The following is a 25,088-nucleotide window of genomic DNA, read 5'->3' as shown; positions in this document are numbered from 1 at the left end:
TGAGACCCGCACCAACCTTCCCAAAAGGAACCTTGAAATGAAGAAGCTGCTGACTGCCATCGCCGCTTGCGCGGCCTTCTCGGCCCAGGCCGAAACCCTCAACGTCGCCGCCACCCCGGTGCCGCACGCGGAGATCCTCGAGTTCGTCAAACCAGCCCTGGCCAAAGAAGGCGTGGAGCTGAAGGTGCGCGTGTTCACCGACTACGTGCAGCCCAACCTGCAAGTGCAGCAGAAGAACCTCGACGCCAACTTCTTCCAGCACCAGCCGTACCTGGACGAGTTCAACGCCAGCCGCAAGACCGACCTGGTCAGCGTCGCCGGCGTGCACGTCGAGCCCTTCGGCGCCTACTCCAGCAAGATCAAGAACCTGAGCGAGCTGCCGCAAGGTGCCACCGTGGCCATCCCCAACGACGCCACCAACGGCGGCCGCGCCCTGTTGCTGCTGCAGAAAGCCGGTGTGATCAAACTCAAGCCTGAAGCCGGCATCCTCGCCACGCCGAAGGACATCGTAGAGAACCCGAAGGCGATCAAAGTGCGTGAACTGGAAGCGGCCACCCTGCCGCGCGTACTGAGCCAGGTCGACCTTGCCCTGATCAACACCAACTACGCCCTGGAAGCCAAGCTGAACCCGACCAAGGACGCTCTGGCCATCGAAGGCAGCGACTCGCCGTACGTCAACATCCTGGTGACCCGCGCTGACAACAAGGACAGCGACGCCGTGCAGAAGCTGGTCAAGGCGCTGCACAGTGCCGAGGTGAAGCAGTTCATCGAAGAGAAGTACCAGGGCGCCGTCGTACCGGCGTTCTGATCGCCGCTGACGCCCTGAGCTGTACCCGATGCCGCGCCGCTGCAAAGCCGCGCGGCATTTTCATTTCTGCACGATGGAAAGGGAGCTCACGACGGGATAAAGCGCAGAACGCCGGCTTGCCGCGGCCCGGCGCCGCTAGGGTCGTCACTGGGATGGGCAATGCCGTCGCTGACCGGCACCTCCGCGAAGTCGAACGGGCTAATGCCCTCCAGGCAGGCGACATTGACGCCGTACTGGTGGGGATTGGAGCGACGATGATGGTGGGTGTAGATGCCACAGCGTGAACAGAAGAAGTGCGCGGCGCTCTGGGTGTTGAAACGATAGGTGGTGAGCAGGTCCTCACCCTGCAGAATACGAAAGCCGGCCAGCTCGGCCGAGACCGCCACCGCCCCGCGCATGCGGCAGTAGGAGCAGGTGCAGCGCCGTGCGCTGTGCAGGCCATCGCTCAAGGTCACGTTAAAGCGCACACCGCCGCAATGGCAGGCGCCGTTGATTTCGCCGATATCCTTGTTCATCACCACACCTTTTGATCGAAAGGGTATTGAGCATAGACCAGCGACCTGGCCCCCCGATCCTAGGCTACGAGGTGGACGTGTTCTTGGCCTTGCACCGCTCTGGCCGCGTCCAGATGAACAGCGCGCCGCAGCTCATGCCGGCGGTGGCAAATAGCACCGAAGGCAGGTGATCGACTGTCAGGATCATCACCAACAACGCCACCAGCATGCTGCCAGTCGCCAGCCACTTGGTGCGCCGAGCGATCAGGCCGCCGTTTTTCCAGTCACGCAGCAGCGGGCCGAAAATCCGGTGATTCTCCAGCCAGGCCGCCAGGCGCGGAGAACTGCGCGACGCTGCCCAGGCCGCCAGCAGCACAAACTCGGTGGTGGGCAGGCCCGGCAGGATCACGCCAAGCATGGCCATGCCGATGCTCAGATAAGCCAGCAGCAACCACAGCCAGCGCTGCCAGGCCGAACGCGCCAGCGTGGTTTCAGGCAAAGCAGCGTTCCAGGTGCACGGTGAAACGCTCGAAAGCGGCGATGGCCGCCGCCTCGGCCAGACGCTCCTGCTCTGTATCCAGTTCGACGCTGTCGAGCACGGCGGTAAACGCCTTCCAACCCTGTGCGCGACCACCTTCCGGCTCGCCCAGATGACGCGCGCCAAAGGTCTCGCTGAGGCCCAGCGCCGGCATGCGCTTGAGCAGGAAAGCGGCACCGAGCTTGGAACCTTCGGAAACGAACAACCAGGCCAGCGCCTCGCCGGTGCCCATGACCTTGTTGCGGATGCTGTCATCGCCCTCAGGCAGCGCGCGCTGCAGATCGGCCAGATCCAGCACGGCCTGCTCGACGCGACAACGCTGCGGCAGATCAGGCACCAGCTTGACCAGTTCGGGATCGTTGTAGAGTTTTTCCAAGTCGCGCTGGAACAGGTACTGCGCAGCCACGAAGTGGGCGAATCGATCCGGACTGGCAAAAGGATCATGACTCTTCACCAGATAATCGAGATGACTATGCGGCTCATGGGTGATGGCGTTGAGACGCTGCGAACGCAGCGGATGGGAAAGCTGGGAAGGTGCGGTCATGACGGAGCCCTCTGAATGGTTCGGTTAGGTAAAGACGAATCAGTCGGTTTCATTCGGTAATCCGCGGTCGTCGAAGGATTCCGCCAGTCGTTCCAGGTCGGAACCATCCAGCACGCCACTCAGCTGACGTAATTGTAGCCATGCGCGCAGGTAGCCATGACGCGCCTCGGCCAGATCGCGGCGGGCGCCATGCAGTTGCTGCTCGGCGTCTAGCACGTCGAGGTTGACCCGTTCGCCACCGGCCACGCTTTTACGCGTCGCCTGCACCAGCGTCTCGGCCGCGCTCACGGCCAGGCGATAGGCACGCACCCGCGCGGCGGCGCTGTTACACAGGTTGAACTGCTGACGCAGACGGGTGAGCAGCTCGGCAGTTTGCGCATCCAGCTCGAAGCCGGCCTGCACATGCGTCGCACTGGCCTGGCGGGTCGCCGCGCTCACCCCGCCACCGGCGAACAGCGGCACGCTGAGTTGGATGCCGATGCTGTCGGTGTCGTACTGCTGGTTGTAGGCGCTTTCCGAATCTGAGCTGGTCAGGCGGCTGCTGGCCACCAGGCTCAGGGTCGGCAGATGACCGGCGCGCTGTTTCTCGATGCCTTGGGCCGCTACTTCGACGGCGCGGCGCTGCGCCGCCAGTTCGGCATTACCGGCCACGGCCAGATCGCGCCAGGCCTCGAAGCGCGCCGGCTGCGGTGGCTGGATCGGGAAATCGTCAAGCAACGGCTGCAGGTCGCTGCGCGCCAAGGGCTCACCGACGATGGCCTCCAGCACGCGCAGGGCGATGTCCAGATCATCCTGCGCCTGGATCAGCTCGGCCTCGGCCAGGGCCAGGCGCGCCTCGGTTTCCAGCTCGTCGGTGCGGGTGCCCTCGCCAGCCCGTAGCAGACGTTGGTTGAGCTGCAGGCGCTCGACCAGGGCACGCCGCTGAGCGCGCGCCAGGGCGATGCGTTCGCCATTCAGCAGCGCCTGGCTGTAGGCCTCGAACAGGCGCACCGCCAGCTCCTGGCTGCGCCCGCGAAAGCGCTCGTCGGCCAGCAGCGTGCGCGCCACGCCCTGGCGGTAGTCGGCCCAGGCGGCGTAGTCGAACAGCGGCTGTTGCAGGCTGAGCACCGAGGCATAGCTGCGGTAATCGCGGTCAACGCGCTGCCCGCCCGCCGTCACCTGCGAGTCGTTGCGCTGGTTGCTGTAGCTCCACGACAGCCGTGGCAACAGCCCGGCGCGACCTATTGCCTGGCTCTCCAGCCCGGCGTCGCGCTCGGCAATGGCGGCCTGGAAGGTCGGGTCATGGCGTAGCGCCAGAGCATAGGCATCGAGTAAACCGAGGGCCGGTGCAGGCGCGGCGAAACACAGAAGCAGGCCGAAACAGAACACACGCATCGTCAGTCTTCCGCCAGGGCCAGGTGCGTGCGATCGAGCAACGGCTTGAACAGGTAGTTGAGCAGCGAACGCTCGCCGGTACTGATAAAGGCCTCCACCGGCATGCCAGGGCGAATACGCAGACCAGCCAGTTGCTGCATGGCATCGTCGCCCACACGAATGCGGATGGCGTAGTAAGGCTCACCGCTACGTTCATCCTGCAGGCGGTCGGCGGAAACCAGCTCCAGGGTGCCGGCGACCCGCGGCGTGGTGCGCTGCTCAAAGGCGCTGAACAGCAACTCAACCGGAAGACCGGGGTGCACCTTGTCCACCAGCGCCGGGCTCAGCCGGCCCTCGACCAGCAGTGGTTGATCCTGCGGGACGATCTCCAGCAGCGCCTGGCCGGGTGCGACCACGCCGCCCTCGGTGAACACGCTGAGCCCGACCACCAGGCCGCTGGCCGGCGCACGCAACAGGGTACGCTGCAACTCGGCATCGACCCCAGCCAGGCGATGGTGCAGCTCTTCGCTGCGTATCTGCGTCTCGGCCAACTGACTACGTACCTGTTCCTGGAACTGCTCGTTGCGCTGCGCGGCGCGCAGGTGCAGTTCGGTGATCTGCCGCTGCAACTGGCTTATGCGGCCGGCGTCATCGGCCAGCAGACCGATCAGCTCGGCACGCTGGCGCTCGGCATCGAGCAGGCGATTGCGCGGGATGTAGTTGTCCGCCGCCAACTCGCGCAGGCCCAGCAGTTGCTCATCGAGCACGCGCAACTGGGCTTGCTTGCTGCTGTACAGCGCACGCAGGCCACCCAGTTGCGCCTCGTTGCCGGCCAGGGTCTGCGCCAGGCCGTCGAGCTCCAGGGCCAAGGCCTGACGCCGGCTGGCGAACAGTTGACGCTGCAGCTCCAGGCTGGTGAGCGTCAGGGGATCGTCCGCGCGTGCCAGCAGCCAGGGGTCGAAGTCGATGCTCGCCGCACCGTCACGTTCGGCGGCCAGGCGCGCGGCGCTGGCACGGCTGCCGATCAGTTGCGCCCGCAGGCCATCGGCCTGCGTCTGCAAGACCTGGTCATCCAGCTCCAGCAAGGGCTGGCCAGCCTGCACTGCATCGCCATCACGGGCAAAGATGCGCCGCACCGTGCCCCCCGTGGGATGCTGAAGCGCCTGGCGATTGCCACTGACCATCACCGTGCCACTCACCGGTACTCCCTTGTCCAACGGCGCCAGCGCGGCCCAGGCGACGAAGCCACCGAAACCGATCAGCAACAACCACCAGCCCAGCCGTGTCGGCGCGTTGGCATCGACCGCTTGCAGGGGAAGCACAGAGGCCAGCGCAGTCATTGCTGGGCACCTGGCTGGGCGCCGTAGCTGATGCTCAGGGTTGGCGCGACACGCCGCACCGGTGCGCTCTGCGGCGCCGGGCGGGCCGCGTGCTGCAGATCCTGCAAAACCCGGGCGGCCGGGCCGAAGGCCTGCATTTGCCCACCGCGCAACACCAGCAACTGATCGGCGCCTTTGAGCAGTGCCGGGCGATGGCTGATCAGTACCAGCGTACGACCCTGTTCGCGCAATCGGTCGAGTGCGGCCACCAGCGCCTGCTCGCCAGACTCATCAAGGTTGGCGTCGGGTTCGTCGAGCACGATCAGCGCCGGCAGAGCGTAGACAGCGCGCGCCAGGCCGATGCGTTGCTTCTGTCCGCCTGACAGCCCGGCACCGCCCTCGCCCAACTGCGTGTCGTACCCCTGCGGCAGACGCAGGATCAGTTCGTGCACGCCGGCCATCTGCGCCGCGGCAACCACCTTGTCCGCATCGACCTCGGCGAAGCGGGCGATGTTCTCGGCGATGCTGCCGGCGAAAAGCTGCACGTCCTGCGGCAGATAACCCAGATGGGGGCCGAGAGTCTCTCTGTTCCACTGCTGCAGGTCGGCGCCGTCCAAGCGGACCTTGCCGCCCAGCGGCGTCTGCGCCGCTACCAGCAGGCGCGCCAGGCTGGACTTGCCACAGCCGGACGGCCCCAGGACCACCAGGCGCTGGCCCGGCTCCAGGCTGAAGCTGACGCCAGCCAACACTGGCGTGCGCGTGCCCGGTGCACAGGCCGATAACTGTTCTACACGCAGTTCGCCACGTGGCGCCGGCAAGCCCATGCCCATAGCCCGCGGCGGCTGCGCCTGGAGCAAATCACACAGGCGCCGGTAAGCCTGCTGCGCCGCACTCCACTGCTTCCAAGCACCGATCAGCTGATCCAGAGGGCCAAGGACGCGGCCGATGAGAATCGAGCCGGCGATCATCATGCCGGGAGTGATCTGGCCTTCTACGGCGAGCAAAGCGCCGAGTCCGAGCATCAACGACTGTAACGCCAGGCGTACCACTTTGGACGCGGCGCCAAAGGACGCGCCCTGCTCGCTGGCGCGGTTCTGCAGGTGAAGAAAGCGGCCGTGCTCGGCCTGCCAACGCTGGCGCAGACGCGCCAGCATGCCCATGGATTCGGTGGATTCGGCGTTGCGCATGTGAGCACTGGCAGCCTGGGTCGCCTGGATCGCCAGTTGCCCAGCCTCGGCTAGGGCTGCGCGGGTAAGCCACTGGTTGGCCCAGGTCAGCGCCAGCAGCAACGCCGCACCGCCCAGCGCCAGCCAGCCGAGCCAGGGGTGGAAGAGGAACAGCACCGCCAGGTAGAGCGGAAACCAGGGCGCGTCGAACAGCGCGAACAAAGCATTGCCGGTGGCGAACTGGCGCAGGCTGGTCAGATCGCTCAGCGGCTGCGCGCTGCTACCACGAGCGACGCGCAGGTTGGCATCGAAGGTGGCATCGTAGATGCGTGCGCCAAGCTGCCGGTCGATCTGCGCGCCAAGGCGAATCACCACCAGGCTGCGCACCCATTCCAGCAGCCCCATGAAGGCGTACAGGCCGAGCACCATCAGGGTCAGCATGGCCAAGGTCATGTGGTTACCCGAAGCCAGCACACGGTCGTAGACCTGCAGCATGTACAGTGCCGGGGCCAGCATCAGCAGATTAATCACCGCGCTGAAGGCGCCGACGCTGACGAAGCCGCGCCGGCAAGCCGCCAGTGCAGCGAGGATTTCGTTGGAAGGTTGCATGCTGTCGCGCCCCAGAAGCGCTGCCTACTGCAATTGACGCGGCGGGCAGCACTTGTCGAGAATTCGTGCGACCACCGTGGCGCGAGTTGTTCAGGCCGGCACCACGGCGGTCGTTGCCGGCGGCCGGGAGAGCGATCTCCCCGCCGCCTTTTTCATCACCGCTCGGTCAAGCCGCCAGGGCCAGATCGTCGGCCAACTCCGGCACGCCGATCAGTTCGGCCGAGCCGGTGCTCAACGGACCAGCAGCCAGAGCAGCGGCGACCACGTCGAAGGTGTCGGCAGTGGAGACGCCGTAGTCGTCGAGGATGTCGTTCAACTGCGCCTCGAGCTCACCGGTGTTGCCGGACATCAGGGCGTAGATGGTGTCGTGCACATCGCTACCGCTTAGGCCCAGACCATCGAAGGTCACCTGGTCGTCGAACAGGTTGTAGCCACTGGCGTCCTTGTACAGATAACCACCCAGGTTGACGCTATCCAAGTCGCCGGACAGTACGTGCGTGGTGATGTTGTAGCTCAGCGTGCCTTCGGCAACGAAAGCACCGGTGCTCTCATAGCCGGAGATGGCGTACTGCGTGCCGCTCAGGTAGCCCGGATAGAAACCACCGGTGTTGCTGCCCTCGTTGACGTTGCCACTGGTGTGGTTGTTGTCGGCGAAGGTCAGCTCCCAGGCCGAGAGGTAGCTGCTGATCGAGTTGCTGGCATAGGTGGCGCTGTAGGAAATGGACAGACTCATGGGTTGATCTCCTATCGGTGTCATTCACGGCCCGCCAACGAGCCGCGATTCGCTCGGGATGAGCAAATTCTCAGAACTGGTACTCGACGCTACCGGTCAGGGTTCTGCCGCGACTGAGGGTGAAGGCGTATACGTCCCCCAGCGGCACCAGGTAGGCGCGGTCGAAGGCGTTCTCCAGGGACAGGCTGAGCCGGGTCTGGGGCGTGGCCTTATAGCCGGCGAAGAAGTCGTAGACGACATAGGACGCCCAGTCCGCAGGGTAAATGGCTTCGAGGTTGCGCTCGGCGTAGGACTCGGTGTAGCCCTCGCTGTAACGAATACGCGTACCAACATCCAACTTGCGATCCAGCCAGCGGGTGCCCAGCACCAACGAACCGCGATCCATCGGCATGTACTCGGAGCTGCCCATCAGGCCGCCACAGCTGACCAGCGAGTTGGCATAGTCGTCCGGGATCGAGCCGATACCGACGCCCGGGATGATGCCGAATCGCTCGGCCCCACCCAGATAGGCATTGTTCGAGCAGTACTCGTTCTTGCCGATCATGTGGGTGAAGGTGAAGTCGGCGTAGAAGCGTCCGTTGTCGTAGTTGGCCTGGTACTCGACGCCGCGAAAGCGTGTCGAGGTCAGGTCGTTGACATGCGCCACCGTGCCCAGTGTCGGACCCGTACCGAACCCCGGCACCTGCCGGTTGATCGCCATATAGGTGAAGTTGTCCACCCGCGTATCGAAGTAGGCGACCTTGATGCCCAGACTGTCGTCCGCCTGTAGCAACCCCTGACGAAAGACGTTGAAACCAACTTCCCAGGCGCTGGAACGCTCAGGCTCGAGATAGGGGTTGGGGTACATCCACTCGCCACCGCCGCCATGCGGCCGCCCGTAGATGAGCGTTTCGGTCACGGCTGGCGGGCGCCAGCCCTTGCCGTAACTGGCGAAGAACTGCAGCCAATCCACCCCCGGCTTGATCGCCAGGCCAAAGGTCGGCGAAAAGCGCCCTTGCTCACGATCCACGTCGAAGGTCAGCGCTTCCTGGGTAAAGGTCGCAGGCGGCCTGAAGCGGCGAATGGTCATACCGGTTTCGCCCTGCAGCCGGTAGCGGTCGTAGCGTAGGCCGGCGCTGGCCGTCAGCCAGTCGTCATAGTGCAGGCGCAGTTCGCCGAACACACTGGCCATGCCACGCTTACCAGACGGCGTCATGCCTTCGACGTAGGGAAAGGAAGCGGCTGCGCTTTCGGTTCGCTGATCCGAACTGGGCCTGACCTTGTCCTGGAATAGCTCCGCACCGTAGTTGAAATCCAGGCTACTGAGCTGACCGAGCGCGAAGGTCGAGGTGTTCTCCAGCTGCAAACCGACGGTGCGAGTACGGTATTCGATCTGGTAGGCCGGCGAACTGCCGCGCGCAAGATTGTCCTGCTCGTTGCGGTTCTCGACGAAGTACAGCTTGCCTTTGAAATCGATCAGTGGATTTTCCGGGTCGTAGCTGTAGTCGAGGGCCAGGTTCTGCGAAGTCACCTCGCTGCTGCCGAGTTTCTCCCAGAGACGGTCACCGCTGACGCTCATCAGGTTGGCATCGTCATAGGAGACCTCAGTGCGCAGATAGCTCATCTGCACACGCTGCGTCTCGTCGAGATTCAGGCCGAGCTTGGCGAGGAACGAGCGCATCTCGCTGGCTGAATAATCGACGGTGGAGTTCTTCAGCCGCTCGGTTGCGTCATTGGCCGTACCCGCCTGGGTACGGATTTCGCCGATACGGCCGTTGGAGCCCGGCTCGTAGTTGCCCAGATTACGTTCACTGCCCGCTAACAGGACATCCCAGGCATCGTTGCCAAAAGCGAACACGCCGCTGCCGATGAAGTGAGTACCGTTGCCCAGGCCGCCCAGGCCACTGGTCGCCCGAAGCCGGCCACCAACCTCCTTGCCATCGCGTAGAAAATCGCTCGCCTCCACGGTACGAAACTCGGCTACGCCACCGATCACCCCCGCGCCACCCAACCCGGAACTGGCACCCTTGCTGATCACCACGCCGGACAACAGCTCGGGGTCGATATACATGGTGCCGTTGCGTTGCTGATGCCCACTCTGCTGGTAGTTCTGACGCATGCCATCGATGTTCATGTTGACCCGACCGTAGTCCTGCAGCCCGCGGATGTTCACCGACAGCCCCGGATCCTGCTGGCTCACGGCGGTATACACACCCGCCGACTGCTCGAGCAGATCGGCAGCATGATGAGGCGGTGTGCGGTCGATCTGCTCCCGATCAATCACCGCTACTGAGCGCGGTTGCAGGTAGGTCTCCTGGCGTTCGCTGAGCCATTGGCCCTGCACAGTGGTGGACTGCAGTTGCAGCGCCTGCTCGTCGGCGCGAGCACTACGGGTCAGGGTGACTTGCTGCGCGTCGTCGAAGCGGTAGTCCACCGGCGCCGTGCCGAGCAAACGGCGAAGACCTTCATCGAGGGAATAACGACCTTTCAACGCGGCGCTGGCAAAACCCTGTAGCCGCGCGCTGTCGAAGAACACCTGCACGCCAGCCTGCTCGGCGAAGGCCAGAGCAGCGCGATCCAGTGGCTGAGCAGGGATATCGAACTCCACCACCTGCCGCTGCACGGGCGTTCTGTCGCCTGTCGGTGCAGCAGCGACGATGGTGCTGCCCAAGGCGACGGCCACACCCAGCGCAACACCGCCGAGCAGCGGCGCAGGGCTACAACGACGAAGAGTGAGTGGTACTGCGCAACGACGATGACTCACGACTGACTCCAGGCTGATTTTGTTGATAATGAAAATCACTAACAACAAAGACGCCTGACAAACAGAAAGTCAGTAAGTCGATAAGAAACTTTTTTCGAAGGTCGTGAAAATGCTCAGTAGATCAGGCTGACGCCCATCAGCTCGTGATGCTGTAGTTGCATCTCACGTGTCAACGTCGTCAACGCAGCGTCGAGTGCATCGAGGCGGAAAACGCCGCTGACCTCACGCTGCATCAGCTCATCGCGACCGATGAGGATGTACCCAGGACGATACCGATTGAGCTCCTCGATCATCTGGCCCAGCGGCTGACGATCGAACACCAGAAGTCCTCGCTGCCAACTGGTTGCACGCTGCAAATCGAACCTTGTGTCATGCATCCCGGCAGCGTCATAGCGCAGGCTACTGCCTTCCTCCAGGCGTCGCTGCTGCTGCGCAGCATTGACCTGTACTGCATGCTCGAGAACGCCGACCAGCGCGCCGCCGCGCGCTTCATGCTGCACCAGGAAACGGGTACCCAGGGCCTGCGCAGTACCACCCGCAGCCTCGACGACGAAGGGCCGACCGGCTTGCGGCGCCACATTGAAGATTGCAGCTCCCGCAAGCAGTTCCACCCGGCGCTGGTCGGCGGAATAGTCGAGGCGAATGGCACTGGCGCTGTCGAGGATGACTTCGCTGCCATCGGACAAGGTCAGGCTGCGCACCTCACCACCGGCCGTATGGTGGTCAGCCAGCAATGGCAGCAGCATGCGCTCGCCCTGGCTAAGCCCCAGACCACCAAGCAACAGCGTCAGGCAGGCCGCCGCGCCCCAGCGGCGCAGCCGAGCGTTTCGCCCGGGACGGCGCGATACATTCGCCGCGACGGCAGCCACGCGGTGCGGTGTAGGTTTCTCGGCCGGCAAACGACCCAGCGCCGCCCAGGTGCGCTGAGCGAAGACCAACGCCTCGGCATGGCGGGCGTCGGCCTGCAGCCATTGCTGCAGCGCCTCTTGCTGACGATCATCGAGCGAACCGCCGGCGAGCAGTACCGCCCATTCGGCAGCCGCCTCGCGGATACTCCGCTGCTGCGGATCTTGGCTAATCACGCTCACTCTCGATTCTCGTTATAGGTCGTTGCGGCTTGGGTGGCACACGTCCGTCTTCAGTAATGACGCGCGACGAGGGATTTTACCGTAATGCTCACTCATGCCTGCTCGCCAGCCTCGACCAGACGCTCCATCACGTGCGCCAGGGCACGGGCCAGATGCTTCTGCACCGAGCTGTCGGAAATTCCCAGCTGGCGCGCCACCTGGGCATGCGTCAGGCCTTCAAGACGGTTGAGGCGGAAGATTTCCTGGGTGCGTGGCGGTAACTCGGCAATCGCCCGTTGCAGGCGTTCGAGCCCCTGGCGCGCTGCGGTGATATCGTCCAGCGAACTGCCCCCGACCTCGACCTCATGCAGCACGTCCTCACCAAGCAGATCGGTCTTGCGCCGGATCTGCTGACGCTGATGATCAATCAACAGATTGCTGGCCGTGCGAAAGAGATAAGCCGGCGAATTGTCGATGCGCTCGCCATCACGCTGCTCGGCCAGGCGCAGAAAGCTCTCCTGCGTAAGGTCCGCAGCCAGCTGCGGGTCGCGACTCTTACTCAGCAGAAAGTTATGAAGGGCCTTGGCGTGCTTCTGGAACAGGCCTTTGAGATCCAAGTCCGACAATCGTGCATCCCTGGTCTTGGGCGAGAGGAAAGCGGCATCTTATTTTTATTGAGAACCATTTTCAATTCTATGATCCCAGGCAGCTCAACAGACAATCCAGCGCCGGCTGGCGCTGCGCACGGCGCACCAGGGCAACTAGTTCACGGTTGAAGGTCGGCTCGCCCAGCTCGATCACCCGCAGTCGCGTCGGCCGCTGCAGCCACAGGCCGGCGCGTGGCACCAGGGCGACGCCCATGCCGTTTTCCACCAGGCGTACGATGGCGTCCAGCTCATCCAGCTCCAGCGCCTCGCGTACGTTCAGGCGCTGCTCGCGCAGAAAACGGCTGACCTGACGACCGCCGAACGAGGCGCGGTCGTAGCGCACGAAGGGCTGCTCCGCGAGCAGCCGCAGCGGGTCGTCGCCCGGCACGTCCAGCGGCGCGATAAGCACGAAAGGCTCCTGCGCCAGCGGCACTTCGAGGATTTCCTTGGGCAAGGCGAACGGCGGCTTGATCAACAGGGCCAGGTCCAGCTCGCCGGCATCCAATTGGCTGAACAGCTGTAAGGAAACGCCCGGCACCAACTTTAGCTCGACGAGCGGTGCCAGCTGGCGAAAACGCGGTAAAGCCTCGGCCAGCAGACCAGTCTGCAAGGTAGCGATGGCACCGACGCGCAACTCGCCCTGCCATTGATCGGCAGCCTGTGGCAGCGCCATCTGCGCATACAGCGCGAGCATCTGCTCGGCCAGCGGCAGGGCGTGGCGGCCCGCGGCGTTGAGCACAGCAGCGCGGCCACTGCGGTCGAACAGGCGTACACCCAGATGTTGCTCCAATACGCGCATCTGCGCGCTGACCGCCGACTGGGTCAACCCCACCTGCTGGCCGGCAGCGGCGAAGGTGCCCAGGCGAGCGACGGTGACGAAGGTTTTCAGCTCGCGCAGCATCCAGGCCTCCATTGATCAAAAATATTTGAGCTTGCGCGCAAGGATATTCGCTTTAGAACAATTTCGCTGTTGATAGGCTGGAGCAATGAACATCGATGACGGGTTGCACCCGCCCCACCCACAATAACCAGAGGTATTCCGTGATGTCCCTTGCGCCCTTCCACCTGGCAATTCCCGTTCATGACCTGGCTGCCGCGCGGCATTTCTACGGCGAGGTATTCGGCTGTGCCGAGGGTCGCAGCAGCGACCACTGGGTAGACTTCGATTTCTTCGGCCACCAGTTGGTGATCCATGAAGCGCCGAAGATGGCCTACCAGGAATCGGCCGCCAGCAACCCGGTGGACGGCCACGACGTACCGGTGCCGCACTTCGGCGTGGTGCTCGGCTGGGCCGACTGGGAAGCGCTGGCCGAGCGCCTGCGCAGCCGCGAAACGAAATTCGTCATCGAGCCCTATGTACGCTTCAAGGGCCAGGTCGGCGAGCAGGCCACCATGTTCCTCCTCGACCCCTGCGGCAACGCGCTGGAGTTCAAGGCATTCAAGGACATCGGCCAGCTGTTCGCCAAGTGAACGCAGGCTACCTGGGTAGCGAGCAAATGCCGCTCAATCCAGTGGATTATCGATCTGCGCACGCAGCAGCTCGGCGAAGGCGCTTGCCTCCACCGGGCGGCTGATCAGAAAGCCCTGGATCTCATCGCAGTTCTGGCTCTTGAGAAAGTCCATCTGTGCCTGGGTTTCCACGCCCTCGGCCACCACTTTCAGCTCCAGGCTGTGGGCCATGGCAATGATCGCGCGGGTGATCGCCGCGTCCTCGCCACCGGGCGAAAGATCGCGGATGAAGGTCTGGTCGATCTTCACGTAATGCACCGGGAAGCGCTTGAGGTAGCTGAGTGAGGAGTAGCCGGTGCCAAAGTCGTCGATGGCCAGCTTGACCCCCAGTTCACGCAGTTGGCGGAAGGTGACGATGACGCTGTCGACGTTATCCAGCAGTTGGCTTTCGGTCAGTTCCAGCTCCAGGTACTGCGGCGCCAGGCCGGTTTCTTCGAGCACCTGGCGCACCAGGCTAGTGAGGTTGCCCTGACGTAACTGATACACCGAGATATTCACCGATACTCGTATCTGCGCCAGCCCTTGCTGCTGCCACTCGCGCGCCTGGCGGCAAGCCTGACGCAGCACGAACTCGCCAATCGGCGCGATCAACCCGGTCTCTTCGGCCAAACCGATGAACTCGCCAGGCGCCACCATGCCCTGCTGCGGATGGCGCCAGCGCACCAGCGCTTCGGCGGCGTTGAGCTGGTCGTCGGCGAGGTTCAGCTTGGGCTGGTAGAACACCTCCAGCTGGCCTTCGTCGATGGCCTTGCGCAGCTGGTTCTCCAGTTGCAGGCGCTCCAGGGTGCAGGCCTGCAGGTTGTCGGTGAAAAACTGGAAGGTGTTGCCGCCCAGGTGCTTGGCATGTTGCACGGCCATGTTGGCCTGACTGATCAGCGCGCTGATCTCGCGCGCATAGTCCGGCAGCAGGCTGATGCCCAGCGAGGCGCTGATCACCAGTTCGTGCCCGCCGACGGTCATCGGCACGCGCAACTTGGCCAGCAGCCGGCTGGCCACCCGCGCCAGGCTGGAAAGGCTGCCGTAGGCATCGAGAATGATGGCGAACTCATCACCCGAGAGCCGAGCGATGCAGTCGGCCTCCGGCACGGCCTGGGTCAGGCGACGGCTCATCTGCCGCAGCAACTGGTCAGCCACTTCATGGCCGAGGCTATCGTTGAGCAGCTTGAAACGGTCCAGGTCGATGTGCACCAGGGCAATGCTGCGGCCGCTCTGGCGGGCACGCTGGCTGGCATCGTGCAGCCGCTCCTTGAACAGGCTGCGGTTGGCCAGGCCGGTCAGATCATCGTAGTGCGACAGGTAGCGCAGGCGCTCCTCGGCCTCGCGTCGCGCGCTGAGGTCGGCGAAGAAGCCGACGATTTGGCTGGGCCGGCCGCTGGCGTCACGTACCAGGTTGAGCTGCAGCCATTGCGGGTAAAGCTCGCCGCTCTTGCGCGTCTCGATCAGCTCGCCCTGCCAGGTGCCGCTGCTGTCCAGCTCCTGGCGGATCATCTGGTATTGCCGGCGCATCTCGCGGCTGCCGATCAGGCTGGTCACCGTGCGCCCGAGCACTTCCTCGCGGTTGTAGCCGGTCACCGCGCTGAACGCGCGGTTGACTGCCAGCACACGGTAGTCGGGGTCGAGAATGAAGATGCCTTCGCTGGCCGCCTCGAACACGGTCGCCGCCAGGCGCTGCTGCTGCTCCTGCTGACGTCGCGCGCTGACATCGCGTCGGGTACCGAGCATGCGCCGCACACGGCCGGCGGCGTCGCGCTCGACTGCACGGCCTCGGTCTTCGACCCAGACCCAGTGACCATCGACATGGCGCACGCGGTACTCGATCTGATAATCCTCGCTGCGTCCCTTGAGGTGCCGGACCAGCGCCCGGCGCAGCCCCGGCAGGTCATCCGGGTGCAGGCGCGGCGTCAGGTCACGCAGCATCACTTGTACCTGGCCCGGCTCCAGGCCAAACAGCTCGCGCAGGTGCGAGTGGTGCACCTGGTCGCTTTCCAGGTCCCAATCCCACAGCCCCAGCTCGCTGGCCTCCAGCGCCAGGGCCAGGCGCGCCTGGCTCTTGCCCAGCGCATGGGTCGCTTCGTCCAGTTCAAGGGTGCGTTCGGCCACGCGCATTTCCAGCTCACCATGGGCGCCGCGCAGTTCGCGCTCGGCGCGGCGGCGCTGCTCCACCTCGCGCGCCAGTTCCTCGTTGAGCCCTTCGGCGCGCTGCTTGGCACGCTCCAGGTTGCTGATCAGCGCCAGGTTGTGAAAGCGCTGCAACAAGCTGCGCTGCACCAGACGATTGACCTGCCAAGCCACCACCAGCAGGGCAAGAAACAGGATCACGCTGAGCAGCCCCCAGCCACGTTGCAGACCGCTGCCCGATAGCAGCAGATAGCCGGCCGACGGCAGCAAGCAGGGCAAGGCGAAAGTGAGGAAGGCAGGCAGGCTGACGGCATAGGCCACGCTGGCCGAGAGAATGGCGGCGGCGATCAGGCCGTAGACCAGCGCTTGCTGGTAGAACACATCGGTAGGCACCAGCACGATCACGGCGAAGGCGAGGGTCAGCCCGGAAGCACCGGCGCCGAAGAGGAAAATGCGTCGCCAATAGGGCTCGGCCTGACGACTGGGCAGCGCCTCGTTGAAGGCATTCACCTGGGTCAGGCGCAGCAGCGCCAGCAGCACCACCCAGCCCAGCCAGGCAGCGAGCATCGGTGCGCTCTGCTGACTCCACAGCAATAAGCTGCAGGCCAGGCCGACCAGCAGCATGAGCAACGTGGGCAAGCGCGAACCCTGGAACAACAGACGGGTACGCTCAACGGCAATATCCGTGGCGAACTGACGCTCAGCCTGATGCGAGTCCAGCGTCACCTCTTGAACTACGGCGCTAGTCGTGGCGGTCATAGGCGATTTTCTTGTAATGGTTGCCTAAGGGTATTGGGCGCTTTTTGTGGCGCTCCCAACCCTGACGTCGCGGGAGAATACCCGAGACAGACGCTGTGCCCAACAACGATGTGGCCCCTTTCACAGCGTGACGCCCAACTTTTGGCGGGCGCTGACGACCCATGATGGCCTTTGGCCTTCTATCCATGCACATCTGCGCCCTGACCCACCAGTCGTCGGCTGCGTCCGGCTCGTTTCGCCGCGCCTGGCTGACGGTTTGCCCTCCCCTGTCCGGCCCCCTAGAATGCCGCGATGCAAAATGACCTCGACCACAGACTCACGACCCTCAATCCCGCCCAGCACCATGCGGTCACCACGCCGCCTGGCCATCAGCTGGTGCTGGCCGGTGCCGGCTCGGGCAAGACCCGCGTGCTGGTGCATCGCATCGCCTTCCTGATCCAGCGCCTGGATGTCTCGGCGCACAGCATCCTGTCGGTGACCTTCACCAACAAGGCCGCCGCCGAGATGCGTCACCGCATCGAAGATGTGCTGGGCCATGCCCCTGCTGGTATGTGGGTCGGCACCTTCCATGGCCTGGCGCATCGCCTGCTGCGCGCGCATTGGAAGGAAGCGAAGCTGGCCGAGAACTTTCAGATTCTCGACTCCGACGATCAGCAGCGCCTGATCAAGCGGGTGATCCGTGAACTGGGCCTGGACGAACAACGCTGGCCGGCCAAACAGGCGCAGTGGTTCATCAACGGGCAAAAGGACGAGGGCATCCGCCCGCAAGGTATCCAGGCCAGCGGCGACCTGTTCCTGGCTACCATGCGCAGCATCTATGAAGCCTACGAGGCGGCCTGCGCGCGCACCGGTGTCATCGACTTCGCCGAACTGCTGCTGCGAGCACTCGACCTCTGGCGCGACAACGCCGGGCTGCTGGAGCACTACCAGCGTCGCTTCCGCCATATCCTGGTCGACGAGTTCCAGGACACCAACGCCGTGCAGTACGCCTGGCTGCGTTTTCTCGCCAAGGGCGGCGAAAGCCTGATGGTGGTGGGCGATGACGATCAGTCGATCTATGGCTGGCGTGGCGCGAAGATCGAGAATATCCAGCAGTTCGACAGCGATTTCGCCGATGCCGAGATCATTCGTCTGGAGCAGAACTACCGCTCCACCGCCAATATCCTCAATGCCGCCAACGCGCTGATCGCCAACAACCAGGGCCGCCTCGGCAAGGAGTTGCGCACCGACGTTGGCGATGGCGAGCCGCTGGCCCTGTATGCCGCCTTCAACGAGCACGACGAAGCGCGCTACGTGGTCGAGACCATCGAGGACGCCCTGCGCAAGGACGGCCTCAAGCGCAGCGAGATCGCCATTCTCTATCGCTCCAACGCCCAGTCGCGCGTGCTGGAAGAGGCGCTGCTGCGCGAGAAGATCCCCTACCGCATCTACGGTGGTCAGCGCTTCTTCGAGCGTGCCGAAATCAAGAACGCTATGGCCTATCTGCGCCTGCTCGACGGGCGCGGCAACGATGCGGCGCTGGAACGCATCATCAACGTGCCGGCGCGCGGCATCGGCGAGAAGACCATCGAAACCATCCGCGAGTACGCCCGCGCCCATGACGTGCATATGTGGGAGGCGATCCGCCTGATGCTGGCGGTCAAGGCTCTGCCGGGCCGGGCCTCCGGTGCGCTGGCCAGCTTCATCGAGTTGATCGAGGGCCTGGCCGAGAAAGTGCTGGCCATGCCCCTGCACCAGATGACTCAGGTGGTCATCGAGAAAAGCGGGCTGCTTGCCTATCACGAAGCGGAAAAGGGCGAGAAGGGCCAGGCCCGGGTAGAGAACCTGGAGGAACTGGTCAGCGCCGCACGCGCCTTCGAGAATGACGAAGACGACGAGCTGACCCCGCTGCAGGCCTTCCTCACCCACGCCTCGCTGGAGGCCGGGGACACCCAGGCCGCCGAAAACGAAGACAGCATTCAACTGATGACCCTGCACAGCGCCAAGGGCCTGGAATTCCCCCTGGTGTTCCTGGTGGGCATGGAAGAGGGTCTGTTCCCGCACAAGATGAGCCTGGAAGAACCGGGCCGATTGGAAGAAGAACGCCGCCTGGCCTATGTCGGCATTACCCGTGCCATGCAGAAGCTGGTGATCAGCTACGCCGAAACACGGCGTCTCTACGGTAGCGAGACCTATAACAAGGTGTCGCGCTTCGTCCGCGAAATCCCCGCACCGCTGATTCAGGAAGTACGCCTGAGCAACAGCGTCAGCCGCCCGGTGAGCACCAGCTCGATGGGTGGCGGCAGTCTGTTCGCCGGCAGCGCCGTACCGCAAACGCCCTTCAGTCTGGGCCAACGCGTACACCACAGCCTGTTCGGCGAGGGCACCATCCTCAATTTCGAGGGTGCTGGCGCCCAGGCGCGGGTCCAAGTGAATTTCGAAAACGAAGGCAGTAAGTGGCTGATGCTGGCGTACGCCAAGCTCGAAGCCGTGTGAAGAGCCTATGCACGATCAGCTGCACGTCGGCCCTACTGCGTTAAAAACAGGCTTGGAATGCTCATGTACAAAAGTACACTCCGCTTCCTCGCCTATTTTTGCCTTGTAGGACTCTAGCTCGCATGCTCGTGAATAGGCTCTGAGTACCTACCGTATCTGGAGATAATCGATGAATCGCCGCAATCTGTTCGGCACCGCCCTGGCGCTGATCGCCGCCATCGGCCTGGTTGGCTGCAAAGAAGACAAGGCTGCCAGCGAGCAAGCCGCTGCCAAGCCGGCAGAAACCGTCCATTGGAAGATGGTCACCTCCTGGCCGAAGAACTTCCCCGGTCTGGGCACCGCCGCCGAGCGTCTGGCCGAGCGTATCAACGCCATGAGCGCCGGGCGCCTGACCGTCAAGGTCTACGCCGCTGGAGAGCTGGTGCCGGCGCTGGAAGTATTCGACGCTGTTTCCCGCGGCACCGCCGAGATGGGCCATGGCACGCCGTACTATTGGAAAGGCAAGGTGCCAGCTGCGCAGTTCTTCAGCAGCGTGCCGTTCGGCCTCTCCACCCTGGAGATGAACGCCTGGCTCAGCCACGGCGGTGGCCAGGCGCTGTGGGACGAAACCTACGCACCCTACGGTGTGAAGCCGCTTTCGGCGGGCAACACCACCATGCAGATGGGCGGCTGGTTCAACAAGGAAATCAACAGCCTGAATGACATCAAGGGCCTGAAGATCCGTATGCCGGGCCTCGGTGGCGAAGTATGGAGCAAGCTCGGCGCGATCACCGTCAACCTGCCTGGCGGTGAGATCTTCACCTCCCTGCAGACCGGTGCCATCGATGCCACCGACTGGGTCGGCCCATACAACGACCTGGCCTTCGGCCTGCACAAGGCAGCCAAGTACTACTACTTCCCGGGCTGGCAGGAGCCGCAGGCCGTGGTCGAATCCATGGTCAACCAGAAGGCCTTCGACGCGCTGCCCGCCGACCTGCAGGCCATCGTCGTCGAAGCCGCGCGTGCCGCGACCCTGGACATGATGGACGACTACGTGTTCAACAACGCCAAGGCGCTGCAGAGCCTGAAGAGCGAAGGCGTGCAGTTCAAGCGCCTGCCGGACGAGGTGCTGCAAGCCATGCGCGAGCAATCCGACCTGGTGCTCGAGTCCCTGGCTGCCGAGAACGATCTCAACGGCCGCATCTGGGCCTCGCAGAAGGCCTTCCTCGAAGAGGCCAGCGCCATGCAGGCACTGACCGAGAAAGAGCTGTACAACTGGCGTTGAGCCAACTGAACGGGGCTGAAAAGCCCCGTTTTTCTTAGGGATTGCGCCCATGCACCTTCGTTCGCTGCTTCTACTGCCCCTGCTCGCCTTCAGCCTGATCGGCTGCAAGGAAGACTCCGCGCCGGCCAACCAGGCCACCGCTCCCGCGCAAAGCTTCCACTGGAAGATGGTCACCACCTGGCCGAAAAACGCGCCCGGCACCGGCACCGCTGCCGAACGCCTGGCCGAACGCGTCAACGCCATGAGCGCCGGGCGCCTGACCATCAAAGTCTACGCCGCTGGCGAGCTGGTGCCGGCGCTGGAAGTGTTCGACGCCGTCTCCCGCGGCACGGCCGAGCTCGGCCACGGTACCCCCTACTACTGGAAGGGCAAGGTGCCGGCGGCGCAGTTCTTCGGTGCGGTGCCCTTCGGGCTGTCCACCCTGGAAATGAACGCCTGGCTCAGCAAGGGTGGTGGTCAGGCGCTGTGGGACGAAGCCTATGCACCGTTCGGCCTCAAGCCGCTGACGGCGGGCAACAGCACCATGCAGATGGGCGGCTGGTTCAACAAGGAAATCAACAGCCTGGCTGACATCAGGGGCCTGAAAATCCGCATGCCGGGCCTCGGTGGCGAAGTCTGGAGCCGCCTGGGTGCGACCACCGTGGTGATGCCGGGTGGCGAAATCTTCACCTCGCTGCAAAGCGGCGCCATCGACGCCACCGACTGGGTCAGCCCTTACAACGACCTGGCCTTCGGCCTGCATAAAGCCGCCAAGTACTATTACTATCCGGGCTGGCAGGAGCCGCAGTCGGTGCTCGAACTGCTGATCAACCAGAAAGCCTTCGACGCCCTGCCCGCCGACCTGCAGGCCATCGTCACCGAAGCGGCGCGCGCGGCGACCCAGGACATGATGGACGACTACGTCTACCACAACGCCCTGGCGCTGGATGAACTGAAGAAGAGCGGCACGCTGCTCAAGCGCTTCCCTGACGAGGTGTTGCAGGCGATGCAACACGAGAGCGAACAGGTGCTGGGCGAGCTGGCCGCACAAAGCGAACTCAATGGCCGCATCTGGGCCTCGATGCAGGCGTTCCAGGCGCTGGCCATCCCCATGCATGCACTCTCGGAAAAAGAGCTGTACGACTGGCGCTGAGCCCGGCGATTGGTGACGGCGGTGCGCGTAGCGCACCCTACCCGTGGCGACCCACAACGGAGACGCAACCTAGGGTGCGCCACGCGCACCAGCCGGCAACGGCTCCGTTTGTCGTTCCAGGCGCCACCTCAAGCCCTGGCGGCCATACTTCAGGGATGAAGAAAAAGCCGACCGACCCCGCCCACATTCTTGATAACGCTCTGCAACTGGCCGACGTCTGTGGCTGGGAGCGCCTGCACCTGTTCGACGTCGCCGCCGCACTCGACATCGGCCTGGACGATATCGCCCGCCATTACCGCGACAAGGACGACCTGGTGGAAGCCTGGTTCGACCGCGCCGACCTGGCCATGCTTGGTCACGCAAAAAATCCCGCTCTGCAGGACCTGAACGCCGAACAGCGCCTGGAAAGTTGCCTGCTGGCCTGGCTCGATAGCCTCGCCGCACATCGGGCCGTCACTGGGCAGATGCTGCTGTACAAGCTCGAGCCCGGGCATATCCACCTGCAGGTGCTCGGCCTGATGCGCGTCAGCCGCACCGTGCAGTGGTGGCGCGAAGCAGCCGGACGGCAAAGCCTGCACCTGCGCCGTATCGCCGAAGAAACCCTGCTCACCAGCGCCTACCTGCGCAGCTTCGTGCATTGGCTGCGTCATCCCGAAGAGGACGCAGCAACCTTCCGCGCCTTTCTGCGTGCTCAACTACGCTGCGGCCCACTGCCTCTGCTGCTACAACGCCCGTAGGGTGCGCCATGCGCACCAGTGGCCGCTTCGGTACCAAGCCGGGCACGCACGGCGCCATCTAATGCAGGCAAAAGCCGGAAACATTCTGTCACTGGTCATGCGCCCCCATGGCGGGCAAGATGCCGACCAAGCTTTTCCACAAGAGAGAAAACCGTGATGCAGCGTTTCCTCAGTATCGCCATGGTTCTGTGCCTGGCACTGACCTTCAGTTTCGAAGCCCACGCCAAGCGCTTTGGCGGTGGCAAATCCTTCGGCTCCGCCCCCAGCCACCAGACCCGTCAGGCCACGCCGCCGGCGCAATCGGCTGCCCAGGCACCCGGTCGTCAACAGCCTGCCGCTGCCGCCAGCGGTGCTTCGCGCTGGCTCGGCCCGCTGGCCGGTCTGGCCGCCGGTGGCCTGCTGGCCTCGATGTTCATGGGTGATGGTTTCGAAGGCCTGCAGATCATGGACATGCTGATCTTCGGCCTGATCGCTTTCCTGCTGTTCCGCTTCCTCGCCGCCCGTCGCGCTCGCCAACAGCCGCAAATGGCCGCTGCCGGTGCGCCGTACCAGCGTGAAATGCCGAACGCCGACAACGTGCCGGCCGCTGGCAGCAATATCTTCGGTGGTCGTCTGGCCTCGGTCGCTCCGGTGATCAACGCACCGGCCTGGTTCAATGAGCAGAGCTTCATCGCCGCCGGTCGCGAGCACTTCATGAACCTGCAGCAGCACTGGGACGCCGACGAGATGGACAAGATCGCCGAGTTCGTCACCCCGCAACTGCTGGACTTCCTCAAGCGCGAGCGCGCCGAGCTGGGTGACGGCTTCCAGTCTACCTACGTCGATAACCTCGACGTGCAACTCGATGGTGTCGACGACAACGCCGAGAAGACCATCGCCACCCTGACCTTCAGCGGTGTGTCGAAGACCTCGCGCTTCGACCAGGGCGAGCCGTTCAGCGAAAGCTGGCGCCTGGAGCGCGCCCAGGGCGACAACCAGCCCTGGCTGATCGCTGGCATTCGCCAGAACTGATCGCTACTACGCAGAAAAAACCCGGGCTTGCCCGGGTTTTTTATTGCGGCATTTGCCGGTTATCGCGGCTGAAGCCGCTCCTACGATGTGGGAGGCGCTTTAGCGGCGACGTCCCCATCACGACAGATCCGTAGCAGCCCGGCGCATGCCGATATGCGGGATGTCGTCCTCCAGATACACCTCGGTCACCGCCTCGAAGCCATAACGCCCGTAGTAGCCCTGCAGGTGAGCCTGCGCCGATAGATAAACCGGCACCCCCGACCAACGCTGACTACACTCGACCAGCGCCCGCTCCATCAGCCGATGGCCCAGCCCGCTGCCGCGCGCCCGCTCGGCGATCACCACCCGACCGATTACCACCTCGCCGTCCATGCGCTGCGGATCGAGCAAGCGCAGATAGCCCACCAGCCCAGATTCATAACGCGCCAGCAGGTGGCAGGTGTCACCGACCAGGTCCTGGCCATCGGTTTCCAGGTAGGGGCAGTTCTGCTCGACCACGAACACCTGGGTGCGCAGTGCCAGCAGTTCATAGAGGGTCGCAGCATCGAGTTCGCTGTGGTGCAGGCAGTGCCAGGTAAGAGATGACATGAAAGGCTCCGCAAAAGCGCCAGTATGCAGTGACAACGACATGTTTTCATTCTGCCGGCCAGCTACTGTATAAAGCCGATCCCCCAAGATGAGGAGCCGACGCCGTGGAAGAAGTCATCGAACAGTTGCGCGAACTCAACGAGCCGGTACCGGTACCGCTGGAGCTGCCGGAAGAAGAGACCCTGGTGGAGATTCAGGAGCAGATCCTCATCCACTTGCCCTTCGAGCTGCGCGAATACCTGCTCAAGGTCAGTGATGTGGTCTACGGCCGCCTGGAGCCGGTGACCGCCAGTGATCCGCAATCGCACACCTACCTGCCGGAAGTCGCCTCGGTGGCCTGGGATCTCGGCCTGCCGCGCGATCTGGTGCCACTGTGCCAGGACGGCCGCGACTACTACGCGGTGGACGTGGAAGGCCAGGTCTGGCTGTGGGATGGCGACGAAGGCGAGCTGACCGACGAAAGCTGGGACTCGGTCTGGCACTGGTGCCGTGACGTCTGGCTGGAAAGCTGATCACGCCTTCGCCCTAGGGTGCGCCCTACGGACTATCGGCTTCTCGAACGCCGTCGCCGCTGAAGCGCCTCCCATGATGTGTAGCCGCGACTCAGCCCCGTGGGAGGGGCTTCAGCCGCGAGCCTCATCAAGCGAGTTACGCGAGCAGCGCCCTCACACCTCGCCCTGCTCCAACGCCAGCAGGTTGAGCAGAAAGCGCGCGAAGTAAAGCAGATCCTGCTCCATTGCCTGGCGAGCGCCCTTGGCATCGCCGGCTTCGATAGCGGCAAAGGCGTCTTCATGAAAGTCATTGAGCCGCAGCGACAGGTCGGCGCCGGTGAACAGGCGGTTGAAGAAGGGGCCGATCTGCAGCCATAGCGACTCGATCGAACGCAGCAACACCGGGTTGCCACATGCACCGTACAAATGCAGGTGAAACTGGCTGTTGGCGTTGAGGTAGTCCTGCACCTGGCGCTGCTCGATGGCGGCGTCCATGCGCTGCACACAGTCACGCAGCAGGGCCAGGTCGCTGCTGTCCAGACGCGGCGTGGCCAGCTCCACCGCCAGGCCTTCCAGCGCGAGGCGCACCTGAAAGATGTTTTCGTAACGCTCGCGGGTCATCGACGGGACGCGCACCGAGCGCTGCTGCTCGCCCTCCAGCGCGCCCTCGGCCACCAGCCGCTGCAGGGCCGCGCGAACCGGCATCGGGCTGGTGCCCCATTCGGTGGCCAAGTCGCGGATCTTCAACCGCTCCCCAGGTTGGAAACGCCCGACCAGCAGTCCTGAGCGGATGTTCTGATACAGCTGCTCCTGCAGATTGTCAGCCATGTGCCACCTCCATCGGTGGCGCCGGCAGTTGGGCAAGGGTCAGGCTACAGTCACGCATGGGAGGCTCCGATTGAAGATGCGGCGAGTCTACGACAGGAACTGATTTTGTGTGAAAAATGACTGAACATGAAATTTTTCGTGATCACAAATAGAGA

The 25,088-nt window shown here is 63.9% G+C and carries 22 protein-coding genes; 8 read left to right on the top strand and 14 right to left on the bottom strand.

What is annotated here, in order from left to right:
- Nucleotides 1-37 precede the first annotated feature (37 nt).
- Nucleotides 38-808: a MetQ/NlpA family ABC transporter substrate-binding protein gene (locus RTH74_RS15980; RefSeq protein WP_316915316.1), complete on the top strand. Its 771-nt coding sequence runs from the start codon at nt 38-40 to the stop codon at nt 806-808.
- Nucleotides 809-894: 86 nt separating this feature from the next.
- Here RTH74_RS15980 and RTH74_RS15975 read toward each other — a convergent pair whose 3' ends face one another.
- The 11 genes from RTH74_RS15975 to RTH74_RS15925 all read right to left on the bottom strand — a co-directional run bounded on the left by RTH74_RS15975 (nt 895) and on the right by RTH74_RS15925 (nt 12,922).
- On the bottom strand, nt 895-1,323 hold the full coding sequence (locus RTH74_RS15975) for a GFA family protein (protein ID WP_316915315.1): 429 nt from the start codon (nt 1,321-1,323) through the stop codon (nt 895-897).
- A gap of 64 nt (nt 1,324-1,387) precedes the next feature.
- Nucleotides 1,388-1,801, bottom strand: coding sequence for a YbaN family protein (locus RTH74_RS15970; RefSeq protein ID WP_316915314.1), 414 nt, complete (start codon nt 1,799-1,801; stop codon nt 1,388-1,390).
- Complete coding sequence (locus RTH74_RS15965; RefSeq protein ID WP_316915313.1) at nt 1,794-2,384, bottom strand: biliverdin-producing heme oxygenase; 591 nt, start codon at nt 2,382-2,384, stop codon at nt 1,794-1,796. The genes RTH74_RS15970 and RTH74_RS15965 overlap by 8 nt, the downstream gene beginning before the upstream one ends.
- A 39-nt stretch (nt 2,385-2,423) precedes the next feature.
- Nucleotides 2,424-3,758 carry a TolC family outer membrane protein gene (locus tag RTH74_RS15960; protein ID WP_316915312.1) on the bottom strand — a complete coding sequence of 445 codons (1,335 nt, stop codon included), beginning with the start codon at nt 3,756-3,758 and terminating at the stop codon, nt 2,424-2,426.
- Nucleotides 3,759-3,760: 2 nt separating this feature from the next.
- Entirely contained in the window at nt 3,761-5,077 is a 1,317-nt protein-coding gene (locus RTH74_RS15955) for an HlyD family type I secretion periplasmic adaptor subunit (protein ID WP_316915311.1), read from the bottom strand.
- Complete coding sequence (locus tag RTH74_RS15950) at nt 5,074-6,831, bottom strand: type I secretion system permease/ATPase (protein WP_316915310.1); 1,758 nt, start codon at nt 6,829-6,831, stop codon at nt 5,074-5,076. Before RTH74_RS15950 ends, RTH74_RS15955 begins: the two co-directional genes overlap by 4 nt.
- 166 nt (nt 6,832-6,997) lie before the next feature.
- A complete protein-coding gene (locus tag RTH74_RS15945; RefSeq protein WP_316915309.1) occupies nt 6,998-7,564 on the bottom strand; it encodes a heme acquisition protein HasA in 567 nt (188 codons plus the stop codon).
- A gap of 70 nt (nt 7,565-7,634) precedes the next feature.
- The gene (locus RTH74_RS15940; protein ID WP_316915363.1) at nt 7,635-10,250 is read right to left on the bottom strand and encodes a TonB-dependent hemoglobin/transferrin/lactoferrin family receptor; all 2,616 of its coding nucleotides are present in this window, start codon (nt 10,248-10,250) and stop codon (nt 7,635-7,637) included.
- Between the two features lie 170 nt (nt 10,251-10,420).
- Nucleotides 10,421-11,389 (bottom strand): FecR family protein, encoded by a 969-nt coding sequence (locus RTH74_RS15935; RefSeq protein WP_316915362.1) that lies wholly within the window; start codon nt 11,387-11,389, stop codon nt 10,421-10,423.
- 98 nt (nt 11,390-11,487) lie between these two features.
- Nucleotides 11,488-12,000 (bottom strand): RNA polymerase sigma factor, encoded by a 513-nt coding sequence (locus RTH74_RS15930; protein WP_316915308.1) that lies wholly within the window; start codon nt 11,998-12,000, stop codon nt 11,488-11,490.
- A 67-nt stretch (nt 12,001-12,067) separates the two neighbouring features.
- On the bottom strand, nt 12,068-12,922 hold the full coding sequence (locus tag RTH74_RS15925; RefSeq protein WP_316915307.1) for a LysR family transcriptional regulator: 855 nt from the start codon (nt 12,920-12,922) through the stop codon (nt 12,068-12,070).
- Nucleotides 12,923-13,065: 143 nt separating this feature from the next.
- On the opposite strand from RTH74_RS15925, the gene RTH74_RS15920 reads away from it, so the two are divergent.
- The gene (locus RTH74_RS15920) at nt 13,066-13,491 is read left to right on the top strand and encodes a VOC family protein (RefSeq protein WP_084341967.1); all 426 of its coding nucleotides are present in this window, start codon (nt 13,066-13,068) and stop codon (nt 13,489-13,491) included.
- A gap of 33 nt (nt 13,492-13,524) precedes the next feature.
- Here RTH74_RS15920 and RTH74_RS15915 read toward each other — a convergent pair whose 3' ends face one another.
- Nucleotides 13,525-16,407, bottom strand: coding sequence for an EAL domain-containing protein (locus RTH74_RS15915; RefSeq protein WP_316915306.1), 2,883 nt, complete (start codon nt 16,405-16,407; stop codon nt 13,525-13,527).
- A 291-nt stretch (nt 16,408-16,698) separates the two neighbouring features.
- On the opposite strand from RTH74_RS15915, the gene uvrD reads away from it, so the two are divergent.
- The 5 genes from uvrD (at nt 16,699) to RTH74_RS15890 (ending at nt 23,026) form a co-directional block, all read left to right on the top strand.
- The gene (gene uvrD, locus RTH74_RS15910; RefSeq protein WP_316915305.1) at nt 16,699-18,882 is read left to right on the top strand and encodes a DNA helicase II; all 2,184 of its coding nucleotides are present in this window, start codon (nt 16,699-16,701) and stop codon (nt 18,880-18,882) included.
- Nucleotides 18,883-19,051: 169 nt separating this feature from the next.
- Entirely contained in the window at nt 19,052-20,146 is a 1,095-nt protein-coding gene (locus tag RTH74_RS15905) for a TRAP transporter substrate-binding protein (protein ID WP_316915304.1), read from the top strand.
- A 49-nt stretch (nt 20,147-20,195) separates the two neighbouring features.
- Nucleotides 20,196-21,278: a TRAP transporter substrate-binding protein gene (locus RTH74_RS15900; RefSeq protein ID WP_316915303.1), complete on the top strand. Its 1,083-nt coding sequence runs from the start codon at nt 20,196-20,198 to the stop codon at nt 21,276-21,278.
- Between the two features lie 155 nt (nt 21,279-21,433).
- Nucleotides 21,434-22,015 (top strand): TetR/AcrR family transcriptional regulator, encoded by a 582-nt coding sequence (locus RTH74_RS15895; protein ID WP_316915302.1) that lies wholly within the window; start codon nt 21,434-21,436, stop codon nt 22,013-22,015.
- Nucleotides 22,016-22,171: 156 nt separating this feature from the next.
- Nucleotides 22,172-23,026, top strand: coding sequence for a hypothetical protein (locus tag RTH74_RS15890; protein ID WP_316915361.1), 855 nt, complete (start codon nt 22,172-22,174; stop codon nt 23,024-23,026).
- A 117-nt stretch (nt 23,027-23,143) separates the two neighbouring features.
- Here RTH74_RS15890 and RTH74_RS15885 read toward each other — a convergent pair whose 3' ends face one another.
- Complete coding sequence (locus tag RTH74_RS15885; RefSeq protein ID WP_316915301.1) at nt 23,144-23,614, bottom strand: GNAT family N-acetyltransferase; 471 nt, start codon at nt 23,612-23,614, stop codon at nt 23,144-23,146.
- 104 nt (nt 23,615-23,718) lie between these two features.
- Between RTH74_RS15885 and RTH74_RS15880 the strand changes: the two genes are divergently transcribed.
- A complete protein-coding gene (locus RTH74_RS15880; RefSeq protein WP_037005543.1) occupies nt 23,719-24,126 on the top strand; it encodes an SMI1/KNR4 family protein in 408 nt (135 codons plus the stop codon).
- Between the two features lie 153 nt (nt 24,127-24,279).
- Here RTH74_RS15880 and RTH74_RS15875 read toward each other — a convergent pair whose 3' ends face one another.
- Entirely contained in the window at nt 24,280-24,933 is a 654-nt protein-coding gene (locus RTH74_RS15875) for a GntR family transcriptional regulator (RefSeq protein ID WP_106734143.1), read from the bottom strand.
- Nucleotides 24,934-25,088 lie beyond the last annotated feature (155 nt).

Origin of the sequence: Pseudomonas sp. zfem001 (genome assembly GCF_032621725.1) — a bacterium.
Classification (GTDB): Bacteria; Pseudomonadota; Gammaproteobacteria; order Pseudomonadales; family Pseudomonadaceae; genus Aquipseudomonas; species Aquipseudomonas sediminis.
This window is presented reverse-complemented; position numbering and strand designations above follow the sequence as displayed.